Source organism: Angustibacter peucedani, assembly GCF_054779595.1.
The window spans coordinates 13,318-31,173 of sequence record NZ_BAAGXY010000053.1 but is presented as its reverse complement, the minus strand read 5'-3'; the positions used below and the strand labels follow the sequence as shown (position 1 = coordinate 31,173).

At 73.8% G+C, this 17,856-nt stretch carries 15 protein-coding genes; 1 reads left to right on the top strand and 14 read right to left on the bottom strand.

Annotation, left to right across the window (positions count from 1 at the left end; genetic code table 11):
• Positions 1-205: 205 nt before the first annotated feature.
• The 8 genes from ACYVJ4_RS10595 to ACYVJ4_RS10560 form a co-directional block, all read right to left on the bottom strand.
• Entirely contained in the window at positions 206-385 is a 180-nt protein-coding gene (locus ACYVJ4_RS10595) for a hypothetical protein (protein ID WP_460460095.1), read from the bottom strand.
• A 173-nt stretch (positions 386-558) separates the two neighbouring features.
• Positions 559-1,584 (bottom strand): ketol-acid reductoisomerase, encoded by a 1,026-nt coding sequence (gene ilvC / locus ACYVJ4_RS10590; RefSeq protein ID WP_460460094.1) that lies wholly within the window; start codon positions 1,582-1,584, stop codon positions 559-561.
• A gap of 88 nt (positions 1,585-1,672) precedes the next feature.
• Positions 1,673-2,185, bottom strand: coding sequence for an acetolactate synthase small subunit (gene ilvN, locus ACYVJ4_RS10585; RefSeq protein WP_460460093.1), 513 nt, complete (start codon positions 2,183-2,185; stop codon positions 1,673-1,675).
• A gap of 1 nt (position 2,186) precedes the next feature.
• On the bottom strand, positions 2,187-3,926 hold the full coding sequence (locus ACYVJ4_RS10580; RefSeq protein WP_460460126.1) for an acetolactate synthase large subunit: 1,740 nt from the start codon (positions 3,924-3,926) through the stop codon (positions 2,187-2,189).
• A gap of 403 nt (positions 3,927-4,329) precedes the next feature.
• Positions 4,330-6,024 carry a dihydroxy-acid dehydratase gene (ilvD, locus tag ACYVJ4_RS10575; protein WP_460460092.1) on the bottom strand — a complete coding sequence of 565 codons (1,695 nt, stop codon included), beginning with the start codon at positions 6,022-6,024 and terminating at the stop codon, positions 4,330-4,332.
• Positions 6,025-6,047: 23 nt separating this feature from the next.
• Entirely contained in the window at positions 6,048-6,332 is a 285-nt protein-coding gene (locus ACYVJ4_RS10570; RefSeq protein ID WP_460460091.1) for a MoaD/ThiS family protein, read from the bottom strand.
• Between the two features lie 4 nt (positions 6,333-6,336).
• On the bottom strand, positions 6,337-7,434 hold the full coding sequence (locus tag ACYVJ4_RS10565; RefSeq protein WP_460460090.1) for a WD40/YVTN/BNR-like repeat-containing protein: 1,098 nt from the start codon (positions 7,432-7,434) through the stop codon (positions 6,337-6,339).
• Complete coding sequence (locus ACYVJ4_RS10560) at positions 7,427-8,425, bottom strand: 2-hydroxyacid dehydrogenase (protein ID WP_460460089.1); 999 nt, start codon at positions 8,423-8,425, stop codon at positions 7,427-7,429. Before ACYVJ4_RS10560 ends, ACYVJ4_RS10565 begins: the two co-directional genes overlap by 8 nt.
• Positions 8,426-8,475: 50 nt before the next feature.
• Here ACYVJ4_RS10560 and ACYVJ4_RS10555 point away from each other — a divergent pair, with 50 nt between their 5' ends.
• On the top strand, positions 8,476-9,654 hold the full coding sequence (locus tag ACYVJ4_RS10555; RefSeq protein ID WP_460460088.1) for a PQQ-dependent sugar dehydrogenase: 1,179 nt from the start codon (positions 8,476-8,478) through the stop codon (positions 9,652-9,654).
• 82 nt (positions 9,655-9,736) lie between these two features.
• On the opposite strand, the gene ACYVJ4_RS10550 is transcribed toward ACYVJ4_RS10555, so the two are convergent.
• The 6 genes from ACYVJ4_RS10550 to ACYVJ4_RS10525 all read right to left on the bottom strand — a co-directional run bounded on the left by ACYVJ4_RS10550 (position 9,737) and on the right by ACYVJ4_RS10525 (position 17,800).
• Positions 9,737-9,961, bottom strand: a complete 225-nt coding sequence (locus ACYVJ4_RS10550) for a hypothetical protein (RefSeq protein WP_460460087.1) — start codon at positions 9,959-9,961, stop codon at positions 9,737-9,739.
• A gap of 84 nt (positions 9,962-10,045) precedes the next feature.
• Positions 10,046-12,319: a putative bifunctional diguanylate cyclase/phosphodiesterase gene (locus ACYVJ4_RS10545; protein ID WP_460460086.1), complete on the bottom strand. Its 2,274-nt coding sequence runs from the start codon at positions 12,317-12,319 to the stop codon at positions 10,046-10,048.
• 49 nt (positions 12,320-12,368) lie between these two features.
• Positions 12,369-13,904: an Asp-tRNA(Asn)/Glu-tRNA(Gln) amidotransferase subunit GatB gene (gatB, locus tag ACYVJ4_RS10540; protein WP_460460085.1), complete on the bottom strand. Its 1,536-nt coding sequence runs from the start codon at positions 13,902-13,904 to the stop codon at positions 12,369-12,371.
• On the bottom strand, positions 13,901-15,418 hold the full coding sequence (gene gatA / locus ACYVJ4_RS10535; RefSeq protein ID WP_460460084.1) for an Asp-tRNA(Asn)/Glu-tRNA(Gln) amidotransferase subunit GatA: 1,518 nt from the start codon (positions 15,416-15,418) through the stop codon (positions 13,901-13,903). The genes gatB and gatA overlap by 4 nt, the downstream gene beginning before the upstream one ends.
• Positions 15,418-15,717, bottom strand: coding sequence for an Asp-tRNA(Asn)/Glu-tRNA(Gln) amidotransferase subunit GatC (gene gatC / locus ACYVJ4_RS10530; RefSeq protein WP_460460083.1), 300 nt, complete (start codon positions 15,715-15,717; stop codon positions 15,418-15,420). The genes gatA and gatC overlap by 1 nt, the downstream gene beginning before the upstream one ends.
• Positions 15,718-15,727: 10 nt before the next feature.
• Positions 15,728-17,800, bottom strand: a complete 2,073-nt coding sequence (locus ACYVJ4_RS10525; protein WP_460460082.1) for a putative bifunctional diguanylate cyclase/phosphodiesterase — start codon at positions 17,798-17,800, stop codon at positions 15,728-15,730.
• Positions 17,801-17,856: the final 56 nt, after the last annotated feature.

The window sequence follows — 17,856 nt, the reverse complement described above, 5'->3', positions numbered from 1 at the left end:
CTCGTCCCCCGCCGGTTTGACCGCGCCGAGGGGGAACTTAGGCCCTGGACGACGCCAGCGGAATACGAATCGCCATAACTTTCCGGGCGAGTTCTCCGATGATCTTGCTGCACAGCAAGGGTCGTGCGGGAAGAACGCGCGAGGGCCGTCCCGGACGGGACGGCCCTCGTGACCTGCTCGTGACCAGTTCGTCACCGGTACGAGATCAGTCGTCGCTGTGGCCCTGGTCGCGCAGGTCCATCGACTCCTGCAGCGCCCGGCGGGCGTACTCCTCGGCCTCGCTCATGATCGGTTCCTTCGTGTCGTCCGTGCAGGGAGGCGCCGGGTCGGCGGCCGTCCAGGTGCCGGGCCTCGGGGCGGGGTCACCGCCGGCCGGGTCTCGCACCGTGCAGCGCCGGCGGCGAAGGATGGTCCGCCGTGCTGCGCCGAGCTCCGGGACGACTGCTCGTCACCAGGTGCTCGGACGTCCTCGTACTTTACTCGGACGTCCTACCTATCGGCAGGGGGCGCCCAGGACCTGAGACGTCGGTCCCGGACGCCGGACGCCGGGCGAGCGGGTCAGCGCGCCGCCGTCCCCTCGGTGTAGTCGTCGTCCGAGCTCACCCAGGCCATGAGCGAGCGCAGCTCGCGGCCCGTGGCCTCGATCGGGTGCGCCTCCCCCTCGGCGCGCAGCCGGGAGAACTCGGGGGCGCCGGCGTCCTGGTCGGCGATGAACCGCGCGGCGAAGGTGCCGTCCTTGATGTCAGCCAGCACGTCGCCCATGCGCGCCTTCACCGAGTCGTCGATGACCCGCGGGCCCGAGACGTAGTCGCCGTACTCGGCGGTGTCGCTGACGCTCCACCGCTGCTTGGCGATCCCGCCCTCGTACATGAGGTCGACGATGAGCTTGAGCTCGTGCAGGCACTCGAAGTACGCCACCTCGGGCTGGTAGCCGGCCTCGGTGAGCGTCTCGAACCCGGCCTGCACGAGGCGGGAGACCCCGCCGCAGAGGACGGCCTGCTCGCCGAACAGGTCGGTCTCGGTCTCCTCGGTGAACGTCGTGCGGATGCCGCCGGCGCGCAGGCCGCCCAGCGCCTTCGCGTACGCGAGGGCCAGGGCCCACGCACCGCCCGTGGCGTCCTCCTCGACGGCGACGAGCACCGGCACGCCGCGACCGTCGGTGTACTCGCGCCGCACCAGGTGACCGGGGCCCTTGGGCGCCACCATGACGACGTCGACGCCCGCCGGCGCGGTGATGTAGCCGAACCGGATGTTGAAGCCGTGGCCGAAGAGCAGGGCGTTGCCCTGCTGCAGGTTCGGCTCGATCGACTCGGTGTAGACGTGCCGCTGGACGTGGTCGGGCGTGAGGACGACGACGACGTCCGCCTCGACCGCCGCGGTGGCGGGGTCGACGACGCGCAGGCCCTCGGCCTCGGCCTTGGCCCGGCTGCGGCTGCCCTCGGGCAGGCCGACCCGGACGTCGATCCCGCTGTCGCGCAGGTTGAGCGCGTGCGCGTGGCCCTGGCTGCCGTAGCCGATGACCGCGACCTTGCGGCTGCTGATGGCGGACAGGTCGGCGTCGGCGTCGTAGTACATCTCGGCCACGGTGGGCGCTCCTTGTTCGGTTGCGGTTGCGGTGCGGGACAAGGGTTCTGAGGGTTGGGAGTCAGGCAGGTCAGGCAGGTCGGGCTTGTCAGGCGGTGCGCAGCGCGCGGTCGCTCATGCTGCGCGGACCGCGGCCCACGGCGACCATGCCGGACTGCACGAGCTCGCGGATGCCGAAGGGCTCGAGCACCCGCAGCAGCGCCGCGAGCTTCTCGGCGTTGCCGGTCGCCTCGATCGTCACCGCGTCGTTCGAGACGTCGACCACCTTGGCGCGGAACAGCTGCACGGTCTCGAGGACGTGCGAGCGGGTCTGCAGGTCGGCGCGCACCTTGACCAGCAGCAGCTCGCGCTGCACGGACGCCGCGCTCTCGAGCTCGACGACCTTGATGACCTCGACCAGCTTGTTGAGCTGCTTGGTCACCTGCTCGAGCGGGAGGTCCTCGACGTCCACGACGACCGTCATGCGCGAGATGTCGTCGTGCTCGGTCGGTCCGACGGCGAGGGAGTCGATGTTGAACCCCCTGCGGGCGAACAGACCTGAGATGCGGGCGAGGACGCCGGGACGGTCCTCGACCAGCACCGAGAGGGTGTGCTTCGACATCTCAGTCCTCCCTGTCCCACACGGGGCTCATGCCGCGCGCCACCGTGATCTGGTCGTTGCTCACGCCGGCCGGCACCATCGGCCAGACCATGGCGTCGCGGTGCACGACGAAGTCGACGACGACCGGGCGGTCGTCGATGCTCATGGCCTTCTCGATCGTCGCGTCGACGTCCTCGGGCCGCTCGCAGCGCAGGCCCGCGCAGCCGTAGGCGTCGGCGAGCTTGACGAAGTCCGGGATCCGCCGGGCCGCACCGGTGTGCAGGTCGGTGTTGCTGTAGCGCTCGCCGTAGAACAGCGTCTGCCACTGCCGCACCATGCCGAGGCTGGAGTTGTTGATGATCGCGACCTTGATCGGGATGTCGTTGATGGTGCAGGTCGCGAGCTCCTGGTTAGTCATCTGGAAGCAGCCGTCGCCGTCGATGGCCCAGACCGTGGCGTCCGGGCGCCCGGCCTTGGCGCCCATGGCCGCCGGCACCGCGTAGCCCATGGTGCCGAGGCCGCCGGAGTTCAGCCAGGTGCCCGGCTTCTCGTAGCGGATGAACTGCGCTGCCCACATCTGGTGCTGACCCACTCCCGAGCTGAAGACGGTGTCAGGACCGCTGATCGCGCCGAGCCGGCTGATCACGTGCTGCGGCGACAGGGATCCGTCGTCGGGCTCGGTGTAGCCGAGCGGGTAGGTGTCGCGCCACTCGTCGACCTCGCGCCACCAGCCGGTGTAGTCGCCGCGGCGACCGGCCTGCTGCTCGGCCTCCAGGGCGGCCACGAGCTCGCGGATCACCTCGCGCGCGTCACCCACGATCGGGACGTCGGCCACGCGGTTCTTGCCGATCTCGGCCGGGTCGATGTCGGCGTGCACGACGGTGGCGTTCGGCGCGAACGTCGACAGCTGACCGGTGACGCGGTCGTCGAAGCGCGCGCCCAGGCTGATGATGAGATCGCTGCGCTGCAACGCCGTCACGGCTGCGACGGTGCCGTGCATGCCCGGCATGCCGAGGTTGGCGGGGTGGCTGTCGGGCAGCGCGCCGCGCGCCATGAGGGTCGTCACGACGGGGATGTTCGTCGCGTCGACCAGCCGGCGCAGCTCGGCGCTGGCGCCCGACCGGATCACGCCGCCGCCGACGTACAGCACGGGGCGCCTCGCCTCGACGACCAGCCGCGCGGCCTCGCGCACCTGCTTGCCGTGCGGGCGCGTCACCGGGCGGTAGCCGGCCAGCTCGACCCGCTCGGGCCAGCTGAACTGGGTCGTGGCCTGCAACGCGTCCTTGCTGATGTCGACCAGCACCGGACCGGGCCGGCCGGTGCCGGCGATGTGGAACGCCTCGGCGATGGCCTGCGGGATCTGCGCCGGGTCGGTGACGAGGTAGTTGTGCTTGGTGATCGGCATCGTGATGCCGCGGATGTCGGCCTCCTGGAAGGCGTCCGTGCCGATCGCGGACGACGCGACCTGGCCCGTGATCGCGACCATCGGCACCGAGTCCATGTACGCGTCGGCGATCGGCGTCACCAGGTTGGTCGCCCCCGGACCGGACGTCGCCATGCAGACGCCCACGCGCCCGGTGGCCGCCGCGTAGCCCTGCGCCGCGTGGCCGGCGCCCTGCTCGTGCCGCACCAGGACGTGCCGCACCGTGGCGGAGTCGAGCAGCGGGTCGTAGGCCGGGAGGATGGCGCCGCCGGGGATGCCGAAGACGACCTCGACGCCGGACTTCTCGAGGGAGCGGACCAGGCTCTGCGCCCCGGTCATCGTCGTCCGGCCGCGCGAGAGGGCGCCGGCGACGTCCGCCGGGCTGCCTGCTCGTGCGCTGTCGCCCGTCGGGGCGTCGCCTGCTGCGCTCACGTCCTCACCCGTTCTGCTCGTGGTGCTGCTCTGCCGGTGCTGCTTCCGGTGCTGCTGCCGCTCGCCCACGGGCCCGCGTGCTGCGACCGGCCCCGGGGACGAAAAAACCCCTCGGCCCGGGATCGGGCGCAGCGAGGGGTCGCGCGCGGTCTGGAGGGTGCTGGACCCTCAGACAGCGCGCCGTCCGAGTACGAGCGACGTCTGCACGCTGCCAGCCTCTGCCTCGCCGGGCCGCCGCGTCAACCGCGCTGGACGCGCGTCTCGACAGGCGAGACGCGCGTCCACTCCGCGGGACCGGCACGGCGCGGCCTCAGTCGCAGACCGCGCCGCGGGCGGCCGAGCCGACGAGCTTGGCGTACTTGGCCAGGACGCCGCGGTCGTGCTTGGGGGCCGGCGCGGTCCAGGCCGCGCGGCGGGCCTCGAGCTCGGCCTCGTCGACGAGCAGGTCGAGCGTGCCGGCGGCGACGTCCAGGCGGATGCGGTCGCCGTCCTGCACGAGCGCGACCGGGCCGCCGTCGACGGCCTCGGGGGCGACATGGCCGACGCACAACCCCGTCGTGCCGCCGCTGAACCGGCCGTCGGTCAGCAGCAGCACGTCCTTGCCCAGCCCCGCGCCCTTGATGGCGCCCGTGACCGCGAGCATCTCGCGCATGCCGGGCCCGCCCTTGGGCCCCTCGTACCGGATGACGCACACGTCGCCCGCGACGAGCGTGCCGTCCGACACCGCGTCCATCGCGGCGCGCTCGCCGTCGAAGACGCGCGCGGTGCCCTCGAAGACGTCCTCGTCGAAGCCGGCCGACTTCACGACGGCTCCCTCGGGCGCCAGCGATCCGTGCAGGATCGTGATGCCGCCGGTGCGGTGGATCGGCGCGTCCAGCGCGCGCAGCACCTTGCCGTCGACGTCCGGCGGCGCGATGGCGGCGAGGTTCTCGGCCATGGTGCGGCCGGTGACGGTCAGGACGTCGCCGTGCAGCAGCCCGGCGTCCAGCAGCGCGCGCATCACCACGGGCACGCCGCCGACGTGGTCGACGTCCTTCATGACGTAGCTGCCGAAGGGCTTGACGTCGGCCAGGTGCGGCACCTTCGCGCCGATGCGGCGGAAGTCGTCGAGCGAGAGCTCGACGTGCGCCTCGTGGGCGATGGCCAGCAGGTGCAGCACCGCGTTGGTCGAGCCGCCGAACGCCATGACGACGGCGATCGCGTTCTCGAACGCCTCGCGCGTCATGATCTGGCGGGCCGTGATCCCCTGCCGCAGCAGCTCGACCGCGGCCTGGCCCGAGCGGCGGGCATAGCCGTCACGTCGGCGGTCGGTGGCCGGCGGCGCGGCGCTGCCGGGCAGCGACATGCCCAGCGCCTCGGCCGCGCTCGCCATGGTGTTGGCGGTGTACATGCCGCCGCACGCGCCCTCGCCCGGGCAGATCGCGCGCTCGATGGCGTCGACGTCCTCGCGCGGGATCAGGCCGCGCGCGCAGGCGCCGACGGCCTCGAACGCGTCGATGATGGTGACCTCGCGCTCGGTGCCGTCGCTCAACTTGGCGATGCCCGGCAGGATCGAGCCGGCGTACAGGAAGACGCTCGACAGGTCGAGCCGCGCGGCCGCCATGAGCATGCCGGGCAACGACTTGTCGCACCCGGCGAGCAGCACCGAGCCGTCGAGGCGCTCGGCCTGCATGACGGTCTCGACGCTGTCGGCGATGACCTCGCGGGACACCAGCGAGTAGTGCATGCCCTCGTGGCCCATGGAGATGCCGTCCGAGACCGAGATCGTGCCGAACTCCAGCGGGTAGCCGCCGGCGGCGTGCACGCCCTCCTTCACCGCGACGGCGAGCCGTTGCAGCGACAGGTTGCAGGGCGTGATCTCGTTCCAGCTGCTGGCGACGCCGACCTGCGGCTTGGCGAAGTCCTCGTCCCCCAGCCCTACGGCGCGCAGCATGCCGCGGGCGGCCGCCTTCTCCAGGCCGTCGGTGACGTCGCGGCTGCGCGGCTTGATGTCCGGGGTGCTCATGGCCGGAGTCTAGGTCGGCCGGGTCAGCCGCCGGCGACCGAGGGCAGCACGTGGAGCACCGCCCCGTCGCGCAACCGCGTGCGGTCACCGTCCAGCCCGCGCACGTCCTCGCCGTCCACGAACAGGTTCACGTGCCGCCGCACCGTGCCGGTCTCGTCGCGCAGCCGACGACCCAGCGCAGGCCAGCGCAGGTCCACCTCGCCCAGGACGTCGGCCACGGCCGCGGCGTCCGGCACCTCGAGGTGCAGCTCGTCGGCTCCCGCGGCGTGCTCGCGCAGCACCCCCGGCAGCAGGACGACGACGTGCACGGCGTCAGACGAGTGCCGCGGCCCGCACCGACAGGACGTCGGGCAGGTTCTCGGCGACGGTGGTGAAGGTGCGGCCCTCGTCGGCGCTGGCGTAGACGCTGCCGGCGCGCGTGCCGAGGTAGACGCCCACCGGGTCGAGGTCGTCGACGCAGGCGGCGTCGCGCAAGGGGGTCACCCAGCAGCCGTCCGGCAGCCCGGACTCGCTGACGACCCAGGTCGACCCACCGTCCGTCGTGCGATGGACGCGCAGCTGCCCCTGCGGCGGCACGCGCTCTGCGTCCGCGACGAGCGGGACCACCCACGCGGTGTCGCGGTCGCGCGGGTGTCCCAGCACCACGAAGCCGAAGTCCGCGGGCAGCCCGTCGGCGACCGACGTCCACGAGCGGCCGCCGTCGTCGCTGCGGTACACGCCGTGGTGGTTCTGCGCGAACAGCCGCCCACCGTCAGAACCGGCCGGTGCCACCTTGTGCACGCACTGCCCGAACTCGGGGTACGGGTCGGGCATGAAGCTCACCTTGATGCCCTGGTTGTGCGGCTGCCACGAGGTGCCGTGGTCGTCGCTGGTGTAGACGCCACCGGTGCTCATCGCGACCAGCACGCGGTCGTCGTCGTCCGGGTGCGGCACCACCGTGTGCACGGCCGCGCCGCCGAAGCCCGGGTACCACTGCGGCCGGTGGGGGTGGTCCCACAGGCCCTGCACCAGCGAGAACGTCAGACCGCCGTCCTCGCTGCGCCACAACGACGTCGGCTCGCAGCCGGCCCACACGACGCCGGGCCGGGCTGCGGTGTCGGGGTGGATCTGCCACACGCGCTCGAGCGCCGAACCGGCGTCGTCGGGGAACACCACCGCCCCGCCCTCGTGCTCGGTCCAGCTGCGGCCGAGGTCGTCGCTGTGCTGGACCGTCGGGCCCCAGTGCTCGGAGCGAGCTCCGACCATCAGGTGCGTCCGGCCGTCGCGCGTGTCGATCGCGACCGACGGCACCTCGGTCATCAGCAGGTGCGGACCGTCGAGCGCCCAGGTGCGGCGGTCGTCGCTGCGGGCGAGCCACAGGCCCTTGCGGGTGCCGATGGCCAGCAGCACCGATGGGTCGGGATCAGGCATCGGGCGCCTCCTCGCGACGGGTGGGACCGGTCAGGTCGCCGTCCACCACGATGCCGCGCAGCGGCTCTCCCGTCGAGAGGCGGGTCAGCTGGTCGCGCAGCATCTGCACGGCCCGCGGGCGGAACGCGCTGGTCGCTCCCCCGACGTGCGGGCTCACGAGGACCCCGGGCGCCGTCCAGAGCGGGTGGTCCGGTGGGAGGGGCTCGGGGTCGGTGACGTCCAGCGCCGCCAGCAGCCGACCGCTGGAGAGCTCGGCGAGCAGCGCGTCGGTGTCGACGACCGGGCCGCGGGCGACGTTCACCAGCAGCGCGCCGTCCGGCATCGCGGCGAGGAAGTCGGCGTCGACGAGGCCGCGCGTGCGGTCGTCGAGCGGGACGGTCAGGACGACGACGTCGTGGTCGGGCAGCAGCGCCGGCAGCTCGTCGACGCCGTGCACCGGGACACCCGGCAGGCCGGGCACGCCGTCCGGCCGAGCCCGTGAGGCGACTCCGGTGACCGACGTCTCGAACGGCAGCACCCGTTGCGCCACAGCGCGTCCGACGCCGCCGAAGCCGACGACCAGGACGCGCCGGTCGGCGAGGGCCAGCCGGCGCTGCGGCGCCCACCGGCCGCGCTCCGCGTCGCGGACGAAGTCCGGCAGCCCGCGCAGCGCCGCGATCGCGAGCCCGACCGCCAGCTCGGACGTCGACGCGTCGTGCACGCCGACCGCGTTGGCGAGCGCGACGCCCGGGGGCAGCATCGGCAGCACGTTGTCGTACCCGGCGGTCAGCGTCTGCACCAGGCGCAGCGCGGGCAGGCCGGCCAGCACCTCGGTCCAGTCGTCGGAGCTCAGGTAGGGCGGCACCACGACGGCGATCTCGTCGGGGTCGGACGGCGGCGCGGCCAGGTCCCACGTGCGGACGCTGACGCCGTCCGGCGGCTCGCCGAGCGCCTCGACGAGCTCGTCCTCGGGCAGGGTCACGACCCAGCGGGCCGGCGTGGTCGGTGTCACCTCTCGCACGCTAGCCCAGCCGCCGGCGCCGGGCCGTGGCACGCTGGGGCATGCGCGTCCACCGCCGCACCGCTGCCGCCGCCGCCCTCGTCGCCTCGGGCCTGGCGCTGACCGCCTGCTCGGACGACGCCCGTCCGGCCGCCGGCCAGCCGCCCCGCTCGACGACGTCAGAGACCCCGTCGGCCACCTCCCCCACCAGCTCGGCAGCGTCGTCCGGGACGTCGACGGCGACGCCCACCGCGGTCGCGTCGACCGACGTCGTGGCCACCCGGCTGGAGACGCCGTGGGGCCTCGCTCCGCTGGGCGACGGGTCCTACCTGGTGTCGCTGCGCGACGAGGCGCGCGTGGTGCGGGTGACGGCGGGCGGCGACGTGCAACCGGTGCGCGCCACCGGGCCGGACGGCCGCGTCGCGGGGGTGCACCCGGACGGCGAGGGCGGGCTGCTGGGCATCGCCTTCGCGCCGGACGACCGCACCACGCTCTACGCCTACCTCACCGCGGCGGACGACAACCGGGTCGTGAGGATGAGCTACCGCGACGGCCGCCTCGGCCCGCTGACCGCCCTCGTCACCGGGATCCCCAAGGCGGGCAACCACGACGGCGGCCGGCTCGCCTTCGGCCCGGACGACATGCTGTACGTCACGACCGGCGACGCGGGCGAGCGGCCGCGGGCTCAGGACCGCGCCAGCCTCGGCGGCAAGATCCTGCGCGTCACGCGCACCGGGGCACCCGCGCCCGGCAACCCGTTCCCGGGCTCGCGGGTCTGGTCGTACGGCCACCGCAACGTGCAGGGCATCGGGTGGGACGCGGCCGGGCGCATGTACGCCAGCGAGTTCGGCCAGGACACGTGGGACGAGCTCAACCGGATCGAGCCGGGGCGCAACTACGGCTGGCCGGAGGTCGAGGGGAAGGGCACGGCGGCCGACGAGCGACGCGGGTTCACGCCCCCGCTCGCGGCGTGGGCGACGTCCGACGCGTCGCCGAGCGGCATCGCGGTCGGCGACGGCGCGGTGTGGATGGCCGCCCTGCGCGGCCAGCGGCTCTGGCGCGTCCCGCTGGCGGACGACGGCACCGTCGGCACGCCGGTGCCGTTGCTGCGCGACGAGTTCGGGCGGCTGCGGGCGGTCGCGGTCGAGGACGCCGACCACCTGGTGCTCCTCACCAGCAACGTCTCGCGCGGCGACCCCGGACCGGACGACGACCGCCTCGTGCGCGTCACCCTGCGCTGACGGCGCCCTCGTCGACGGGGCTGTCCGTCAGGTCGGAGGACCCTTCCCCCTCAGCGGTCCGGGTCCTCCGACCGGACGAGTCTCAGGGCCGGGCGGGGTGCCGCTGCGCGACCACGCGCACGGCGTAGCCGAACCACACGACGGCGTGGCTGGCCCGGTCGGCGGCTCGGCGCACGCGGCCCGGGACCGGTGCGCGGCGGGCGGGAGCCGGCGGCGCGGTGCGGGTGCGGTAGACGCTGGGCGGCGCGGACGGACGGCCGTTGACCAGCTGCTGTCCGACGACGGCGATCGGGTGCGGTGCGGGCATGGCGCTCATCTCCTGACGAGGGGCTCTGCCAGCAAGAGCGCCACGGGCGCGCCCCTGATACGTCCGGCAGACCTCGGCCAGATCTCAGGCGCTGAGCGAGGACGCGCCGTCGAGGCCGGCGACCACGCCGGGCAGCTCGTCGAGCGGGACGGCGGCGCTGTACAGCCACCCCTGACCGCGGCACCCGCCGAGCTCGGCCACCACGGCGTGCGCCTCGGCGGTCTCGATGCCCTCCACCGCGACGACCATCGGCAGCGAGCGCCCGAGCTCGACGACGGCGCGCAGCACGGCCCGGGCGCGCGAGTCGGTGGCGACGTGCGCCGTGAGGGACTGGTCGACCTTGATCATGGACGCCGGCAGCCGGCTGAGGTACGTCAGCGACGAGTAGCCGCTGCCGAAGTCGTCGATGGCGACGTGCACGCCCTGCCGCCGCAGCTCGAACAGGTGCCGCAGCCCGGCGTCGTCCTCGCCGACGAAGACCGACTCGGTGACCTCGACGACGAGCCGGTCGGGCGCGACACCATGCCGCTCCAGCAGGGCCAGCACCTCCTCGGCGAACGACGCGGAGCGCAGCTGCACCGGCGAGACGTTGACCGCCACGCGCAACGAGGGCAGCACGCGCTGCACGCTCACCAGGTCGCGCAGCGCGCGGTCCATGACCTGGGCACCCAGCGCGACCACGAGCCCGGAGCGCTCGGCGACGGGGATGAACTCGTCCGGGCCGACCCGCCCCAGCTCGCCGTCGTGCCAGCGGGCCAGCGCCTCGCAGCCGACGACGCGGCCGGAGTCGACGTCCACGACCGGTTGGTAGTGCACCTCGAGCGACTGCTCGGCCACGGCGACGCGCAGCCGCCGCTCGACCTCCTGCGCGCGACGGTGCCGCGCGGCCACCGGCCCGTCGTACAGCTCGACCCGGTCGCGGCCGGACTCCTTGGCGGCGTGCAGGGCGACCCCGCTCTCGAGGACGACGCCGAACGCCCACTCGCGCACGTCGCCCCGGACGTCGTCGCCGGCGTCCCAGCGCGAGACGCCGACGCTGGCCGACACCTTGACGGCCGTGCCACCCGGCAGGGCCTCGGCCGCACGACGCACGGCGACGAGCAGCTGGTCGGCGACCTGCTCCCCGCGCTCGGCGGCGCCGGGCACGAGCACCAGGAACTCGTCGCCGCCCACCCGGTAGGCGTCGCAGTCGTCGGGCAGGCAGCCGGTCAGGTTGCGCGACACCGAGACCAGCAGGTCGTCGCCGCGCGAGTGGCCGAGCAGGTCGTTGACCTCCTTGAAGCCGTCGAGGTCGAGGGTGAGCACGGCACCGCGGTGGTCGTCGTCCAGGCGCGACAGGCGGCCGGTCATCGAGCGCCGGTTGCCCAGCCCGGTCAGCGGGTCGTGGAACGCGTGGCGGGTCAGGCGCGACAGCAGCCGGCCGCGCTGCAGGCCGGCGTGCAGCTCGCGCAGGCCGAAGACGACGATCACCAGCAGGCTGATGACGACGGTGACCGAGTCGATCGAGCCGTGGTGGGCGATGCCGAGCACGCCGCCGCACAGGGTGCCGAGCGAGACGGTGGTGGTCGTGACCGCGACGCGGGTCTCGGACGCCTTGCCCTCGTCGTCCGAGCTGGCCGGGGTGAAGCGCAGGATGCCGTCGCCGATGACCGGCCAGGCCAGGCACGACAGCGCCGCCGCGCCCCAGGGCCACAGGAAGCCCTGCACGGTGCTGTGCAGCGTGTACTGGTCGGCGACGGTGTAGAGGGCGAACCCGAGCATCATCAGCAGCAGGCCGCGGTCGAGGTCGCGCAGCCAGCTCAGCAGCAGCAGCGCCACCATGGTGATCTCGAAGACGACGATGCCGACCGCGAACGCGTCACCCGCCGACAGGCCGCCCTCGAACAGCACGCTGCGGAACGACACCTCCCACAGCAGCAGGCCGGTGGCCGAGCCCAGCAGCAGCGAGTCGAGGGTCATCCGCAGCCAGTGCGTGCGCAGGGACGACGGCCGCATGGCCAGCAGCAGGCCGGCCACCCCGATGGGCGCGGCGGCGGAGGACACCTGGTCGCCGAGCGTCGGGAAGACGGCACCGCCGACGGCGGCCGCCCAGCCGACCAGCACCTGGCCGACGCCCCACACGACCATGGCGACGCCCATCAGCTGGGCGGCGCGCCGGGTGGTGCGGTGGCGACCGGTGGTGTCGGCGGCGACGACGGCGCCGGTCCCGATCGCGAGCAGGCCGGAGAAGGCCGATGCGAACGCCACGCTGACCTCGGGGGCGACCTGGGCGACCACGAGGACGGCGAGCGACGCGACGGCGCCCGCCGACAGCAGCACCGCGCTCGAGCGGCGCTGCTCCTCCCCTGGTCCCCTCATCCTCCCGTTGTCGGCAAGATCACGGCACCGCTGTACCGCAAGGGGCCGATCAGGTGAGGCGCTCGAGCACCAGCTCGCGCACCCGGCCGGCGTCGGCCTGCCCGCGCATCTCCTTCATGACCGCGCCGATCAGCGCGCCCGCCGCGGCGACCTTGCCGTCGCGGACCTTGGCCGCGACGTCCGGGTTGGCCTCGATGGCGCGGTCGACGGCGGCACCGAGCGCGCCGTCGTCCGAGACCACCTCGAGCCCGCGCGCGGTGACGACCTGCTCGGGCGAGCCCTCGCCGGCCAGCACGCCCTCGAGCACCTGGCGGGCGATGGTGTCGTTGATCCGGCCGGACGCGACCAGGGCCGCCAGCTCGGCCACCTGGGCCGGCGTGACGGCGAGCTCGCCGAGCTCGACGCCGTCGGCGTTGGCCCGGCGGGCCAGCTCGCCCGACCACCACTTTCGGGCCGCGGCCGGGGGCGCACCTGCGGCCACGGTCTGCTCGACCAGCTCGGTGGCGCCGGCGTTCACCAGGTCGCGCATCTCCAGATCCGTGATGCCCCAGGCCTCCTGCAGCCGGCGGCGGCGCTCCTGCGGCGGCTCGGGCAGGGTGCCGCGCAGCTGCTCGACCCAGGCGGAGTCCGGCGCGACGGGCACGAGGTCCGGCTCGGGGAAGTAGCGGTAGTCCTCGGCGTCGGACTTCTCGCGACCGGACGTCGTCACGCCGGTGTCCTCGTGCCAGTGCCGGGTCTCCTGCACGACCCGCTCGCCGGCGGTGAGCCGCGCGGCCTGCCGGGTGATCTCGTACCGGACGGCGCGCTCGACGCTGCGCAGCGAGTTGACGTTCTTGGTCTCGGTGCGGGTGCCGAGCGGCACGGAGTCCTGCGACGCGGGGTCGTCGGCCCGGGGGCGCAGCGAGACGTTGGCGTCGCAGCGCAGCGAGCCCTGCTCCATGCGCACGTCCGACACGTCGAGCGCGCGCAGCAGGTCGCGGAGGGCGCCGACGTACGCGCGCGCCACCTCGGGCGCGCGCTCGCCGGTGCCGGTGAGCGGCTTGGTGACGATCTCGATCAGGGGGATGCCCGCGCGGTTGTAGTCGACCAGCGAGTGGTCGGCGCCGTGGATACGACCCGTCGCACCGCCGACGTGCAGCGACTTGCCGGTGTCCTCCTCCATGTGCGCCCGCTCGATGGCGACCCGGTAGGTCGTGCCGTCGTCCAGCTCGACGTCGAGGTACCCGTTCGTGGCGATCGGCTCGTCGTACTGCGAGGTCTGGAAGTTCTTCGGCATGTCCGGGTAGAAGTAGTTCTTGCGGGCGAACCGGCCCCAGGGCGTGATGTCGCAGTGCAGCGCCAAGCCGATCCGGATCGCCGACTCGACGGCCTTCTCGTTGACGACCGGCAGCGCGCCCGGCAGGCCGAGGCAGACCGGGCAGACCTGGGAGTTCGGCTCGCCGCCGAACTCGGTGCCGCAGCCGCAGAACATCTTCGTCTGCGTCGACAGCTCGACGTGCACCTCGAGCCCCAGCACGGGGTCGAAGCGCTGCAGCGCCTCGGCGTAGCCCAGGACGTCGTCGGACCGGGTCGCGTGGGTGGTCACGCCAGCACCTCCAGCTCGGGGGCCTTCGCCAGCAGCGGGCCGCCCCAGCGCTCGAGCAGCAGGGCCTCGAGCGCCGCGCCGACGCCGTAGAGGCGCTCGTCGCGGGTGGCGGGCGCGAGCAGCTGGACGCCGACCGGCAGGCCGTCCTCGTCGGCCACGCCGGCCGGAAGGGACATGCCCGGGACGCCGGCCAGGTTGGCCGGGATGGTCGCCACGTCGTTGAGGTACATGGCCAGCGGGTCGTCGAGCTTCTCGCCCAGCTTGAACGCCGTGGTCGGCGCGGTCGGGCTGATCAGCACGTCGGCCTGCTGGAAGGCCGCCTCGAAGTCGCGCGCGATGAGCGTGCGCACCTTCTGCGCCTGGCCGTAGTAGGCGTCGTAGTAGCCGCTCGACAGGGCGTAGGTGCCCAGGACGATGCGGCGCTTGGCCTCGTCGCCGAAGCCGGCGTCGCGGGTGGCCGCCATGACCTGCTCGGCGGTGGGCGCGTCGACGCCCTCGGGCAGCACGCGCAGCCCGTAGCGCATGGCGTCGAACTTGGCCAGGTTGCTGCTCGCCTCGCTCGGCAGGATCAGGTAGTACGCCGCCAGGGCGTACTCGAAGTGCGGGCACGAGACCTCGACGACCTCGGCGCCGGCGTCCTGCAGCAGCTGCACGGACTCCTCGAAGCGCTGGCGCACCCCGGCCTGGTAGCCGACGCCGCCGAGCTCGCGGATCACCCCGACCTTGACGCCCTTGACGTCGGCGCGGCGGGCCGCGTCGACGACCGGGGGCACCGGGGCGTCGATGCTCGTGGAGTCGCGCGGGTCGTGCCCGCCGATGACCTGGTGCAGCAGCGCGGCGTCCAGCACCGTGCGGGTGCACGGGCCGGCCTGGTCGAGGCTGCTGGCCAGGGCGATCAGGCCGTAGCGCGAGACGCCGCCGTAGGTGGGCTTGACGCCGACGGTGCCGGTGACGGCGGCCGGCTGGCGGATCGAGCCGCCGGTGTCGGTGCCGATCGCCAGCGGCGCCTCGAACGCGGCGACCGCTGCGGCCGAGCCACCGCCCGAGCCGCCGGGGATGCGGTCGGTGTCCCAGGGGTTGCGGGTCGGGCCGAACGCCGAGTGCTCGGTCGAGCTGCCCATGGCGAACTCGTCCATGTTGGTCTTGCCCAGCACCACCAGGCCGGCGGCCTTGAGCCGCTCGACCAGCGTGGCGTCGTACGGCGGCACCCAGCCCTCGAGCAGGCGCGAGCCCGCCGTGGTGGGCAGGCCCTTGGTCGCCACGACGTCCTTGACCGCCACCGGCACGCCGGCCAGGGGGTGCAGGTCGTCGCCGGCGGCGCGCCGCTCGTCGACCGACCGGGCGTCGGCGAGCGCCTGCTCGCGCGCCACGTGCAGGAACGCGTGGACGGCGGGGTCGACCGCGTCGATGCGGGCCAGGTGCGCCTCGGCCACCTCGACCGCGCTCACCTCGCCCGACGTCAGCGCCGCGCCGAGCTCGTCGGCCGACCGGCGGGTCAGCTCGTCGGCCGCCATCAGTCCTCCTCCAGGATGCGCGGCACGCGGAAGCGCTGCTGCTCGCTCTCGGGGGCGCCGGACAGCGCCTGCTCGGGCGTGAGCCCGGGCACGCGGACGTCGGGGCGGGTGACGTTGGCCAGCGGCAGCGGGTGCGACATCGGCGGGACGTCGTCGGCGGCGACCTCGCCCACCCGGGCGACGGACTCGAGGATCACCCCGAGCTGGCCGACCAGCCGGTCGAGCTCGGCGTCGGTGGCCTCGATGCGCGCCAGGCGGGCCAGGTGCGCGACGTCGTCGCGGGTCAGGCTCTCAGACATGCCGTCGAGTCTAGGGGTGGCCCACCGGCAGCCGGTCCGGCACGGGGTCGAGCAGCCGCTCGGCCAGCCACGCGGTGGCCTGGTGGGCCGGCATCGGGCGGGCCAGGTGCCAGCCCTGCGCGGTGTCGCAGCGCATGTCGCTGATGGCCGCCCAGGTGACGTCGGTCTCGATGCCCTCGGCCACGACGTGCAGCCCCAGGCCGTGCGCCAGGCGGGTCGTGGCGCGGACGACGACGGCGTCCTCCTCGACGACGGCGGCGCGGCTGACGAAGCTGCGGTCGATCTTGATCTCGGCCAGCGGCAGCTCGCGCAGCAGCCGCAGCGAGGACCAGCCGGTGCCGAAGTCGTCGAGCGAGAGCCGCACGCCGAGCTCCCGCAGCGCGTCGAGGGTGAGGCGGGCGCGGTCCATGTCGTCGGTGAGCACGCGCTCGGTGATCTCGAGCGTCAGCAGGCCGGCGTCCAGGCCGTGGGCCTCCAGCCGCTGCTGCAGGCGCACCGGCAGCGAGCTGTCGAGCAAGTCGCGGAACGAGACGTTGACCGCCACGGGCACGGTCATGCCGGCGCGCTGCCACTCCCCCACCTGCGTCAGCGCGAGGTCGAGCACGAGGTCGGTGAGGCGGTGCATCAACCCGGACTGCTCGGCGACCGGGATGAACTCGTCCGGCGGCACGAGCCCGCGCACCGGGTGGTTCCAGCGCACGAGGGCCTCGACGCCGGTGACCACGCGGTCCGACAGCCGCGCCTTGGGCTGGTAGTGCAGCTCGATCTCGCCCTGCTCCATGGCGTTGCGCAGGCCGCTGATCAGCCCGATCCGGGACGTCGAGTTCACGTCGCGCGCGGAGTCGTAGACCTCGACGCCGGTGCGGTCGGCCTTGGCGAGGTACATCGCGACGTCCGCCCGGCTGAACAGCACCTCGTACTCGCTGGCGTGGTCGGGGACGAGCGCGACGCCCACGCTGCCCTCGAGGTCGATCAGCTGCCCGTCGATGACCAGCTCGACGTCGAGGGCGGCCCGCACGCGCTCGGCGATGGCCACGGCGGCCTCGGCGTCCCGCACGCGACGGCAGAGCACCGCGAACTCGTCGCCACCCAGCCGCGCCACCAGGTCGCCGGGGCGCAGCGCGGCCTCGAGCCGCTGGGCCACGCGGCGCAGCACCTCGTCGCCCACCGGGTGGCCGAGGACGTCGTTGACCTCCTTGAAGCGGTCGAGGTCGAGCAGGAAGAGGGCGCAGGGCTCGCCGGTGCGCAGCGACTCGACGATCGACGCCTTCGCCTCGGTGACGAGCATCTTGCGGTTGGCCAGGCCGGTGAGGTCGTCGTGCTGCGCCTGGTGCTCGCTCGCCAGGGAGGCCGCGGCGCTGCGGTGGATCGCGTACATCGGCACCGTGGTGAGGGCGACGAACGCGGGCGCGTGCTCCATGAGCACCGCCACCAGCGGCGCCAGGCCGTACTGCGCCGACGACACCATGGCCTGGAACTTCAGGTCGGACAGGAACGCCTCCCACGGCGACACGCCGGTGACCAGGCCGATCGCGGTCGCGACCAGGGCGTCGTTGACCAGGAAGCAGGCCACCGCGACGACGACGATGACGGCCAGGTCGGCGAGGGACGACGGCGTCCACGGGTCGACGAGGGTCGGGTGGTGGCCGAACCAGCCCAGCACGACCCAGCCCGCCGCAGCGCTCAGCACGTACTGGCCGACGTTGAACAGGTTGCGCCACAGGGCCTTGCCCTCGACCAGGCCGGTCAGGACGGTGGCGATCGCGTGCAGCAGGACGGCGGGCACGAGGCCGAAGTGCAGCAGCACCGGGAAGACGAAGGTCGTCGACAGCGCGACGCCCATGGGGTCGTGGTGGGACCCGATCACGGGGCGCAGCTCGCCCAGCACGACCAGCACGAAGCACGTCGCCAGGGCCAGCACCTGCCCGTTGGGCATGGCGGTCAGCGGCGTGTGGCGCAGCGAGAGCACGCTGGCCGCCAGCACCGCCAGCCCGGCCACGATCACCACGCCGACGTAGGCGGCGAGCAGGCGGGGGCGCGGGGCGGTACGGACGTGGTTCCGCACGTCGGCGGTACCGCTCACTGGACCTCGTTCCTCCTCGTCGAGCGGACGCCCCCGAGCGGCGTCCGAACGGCCAC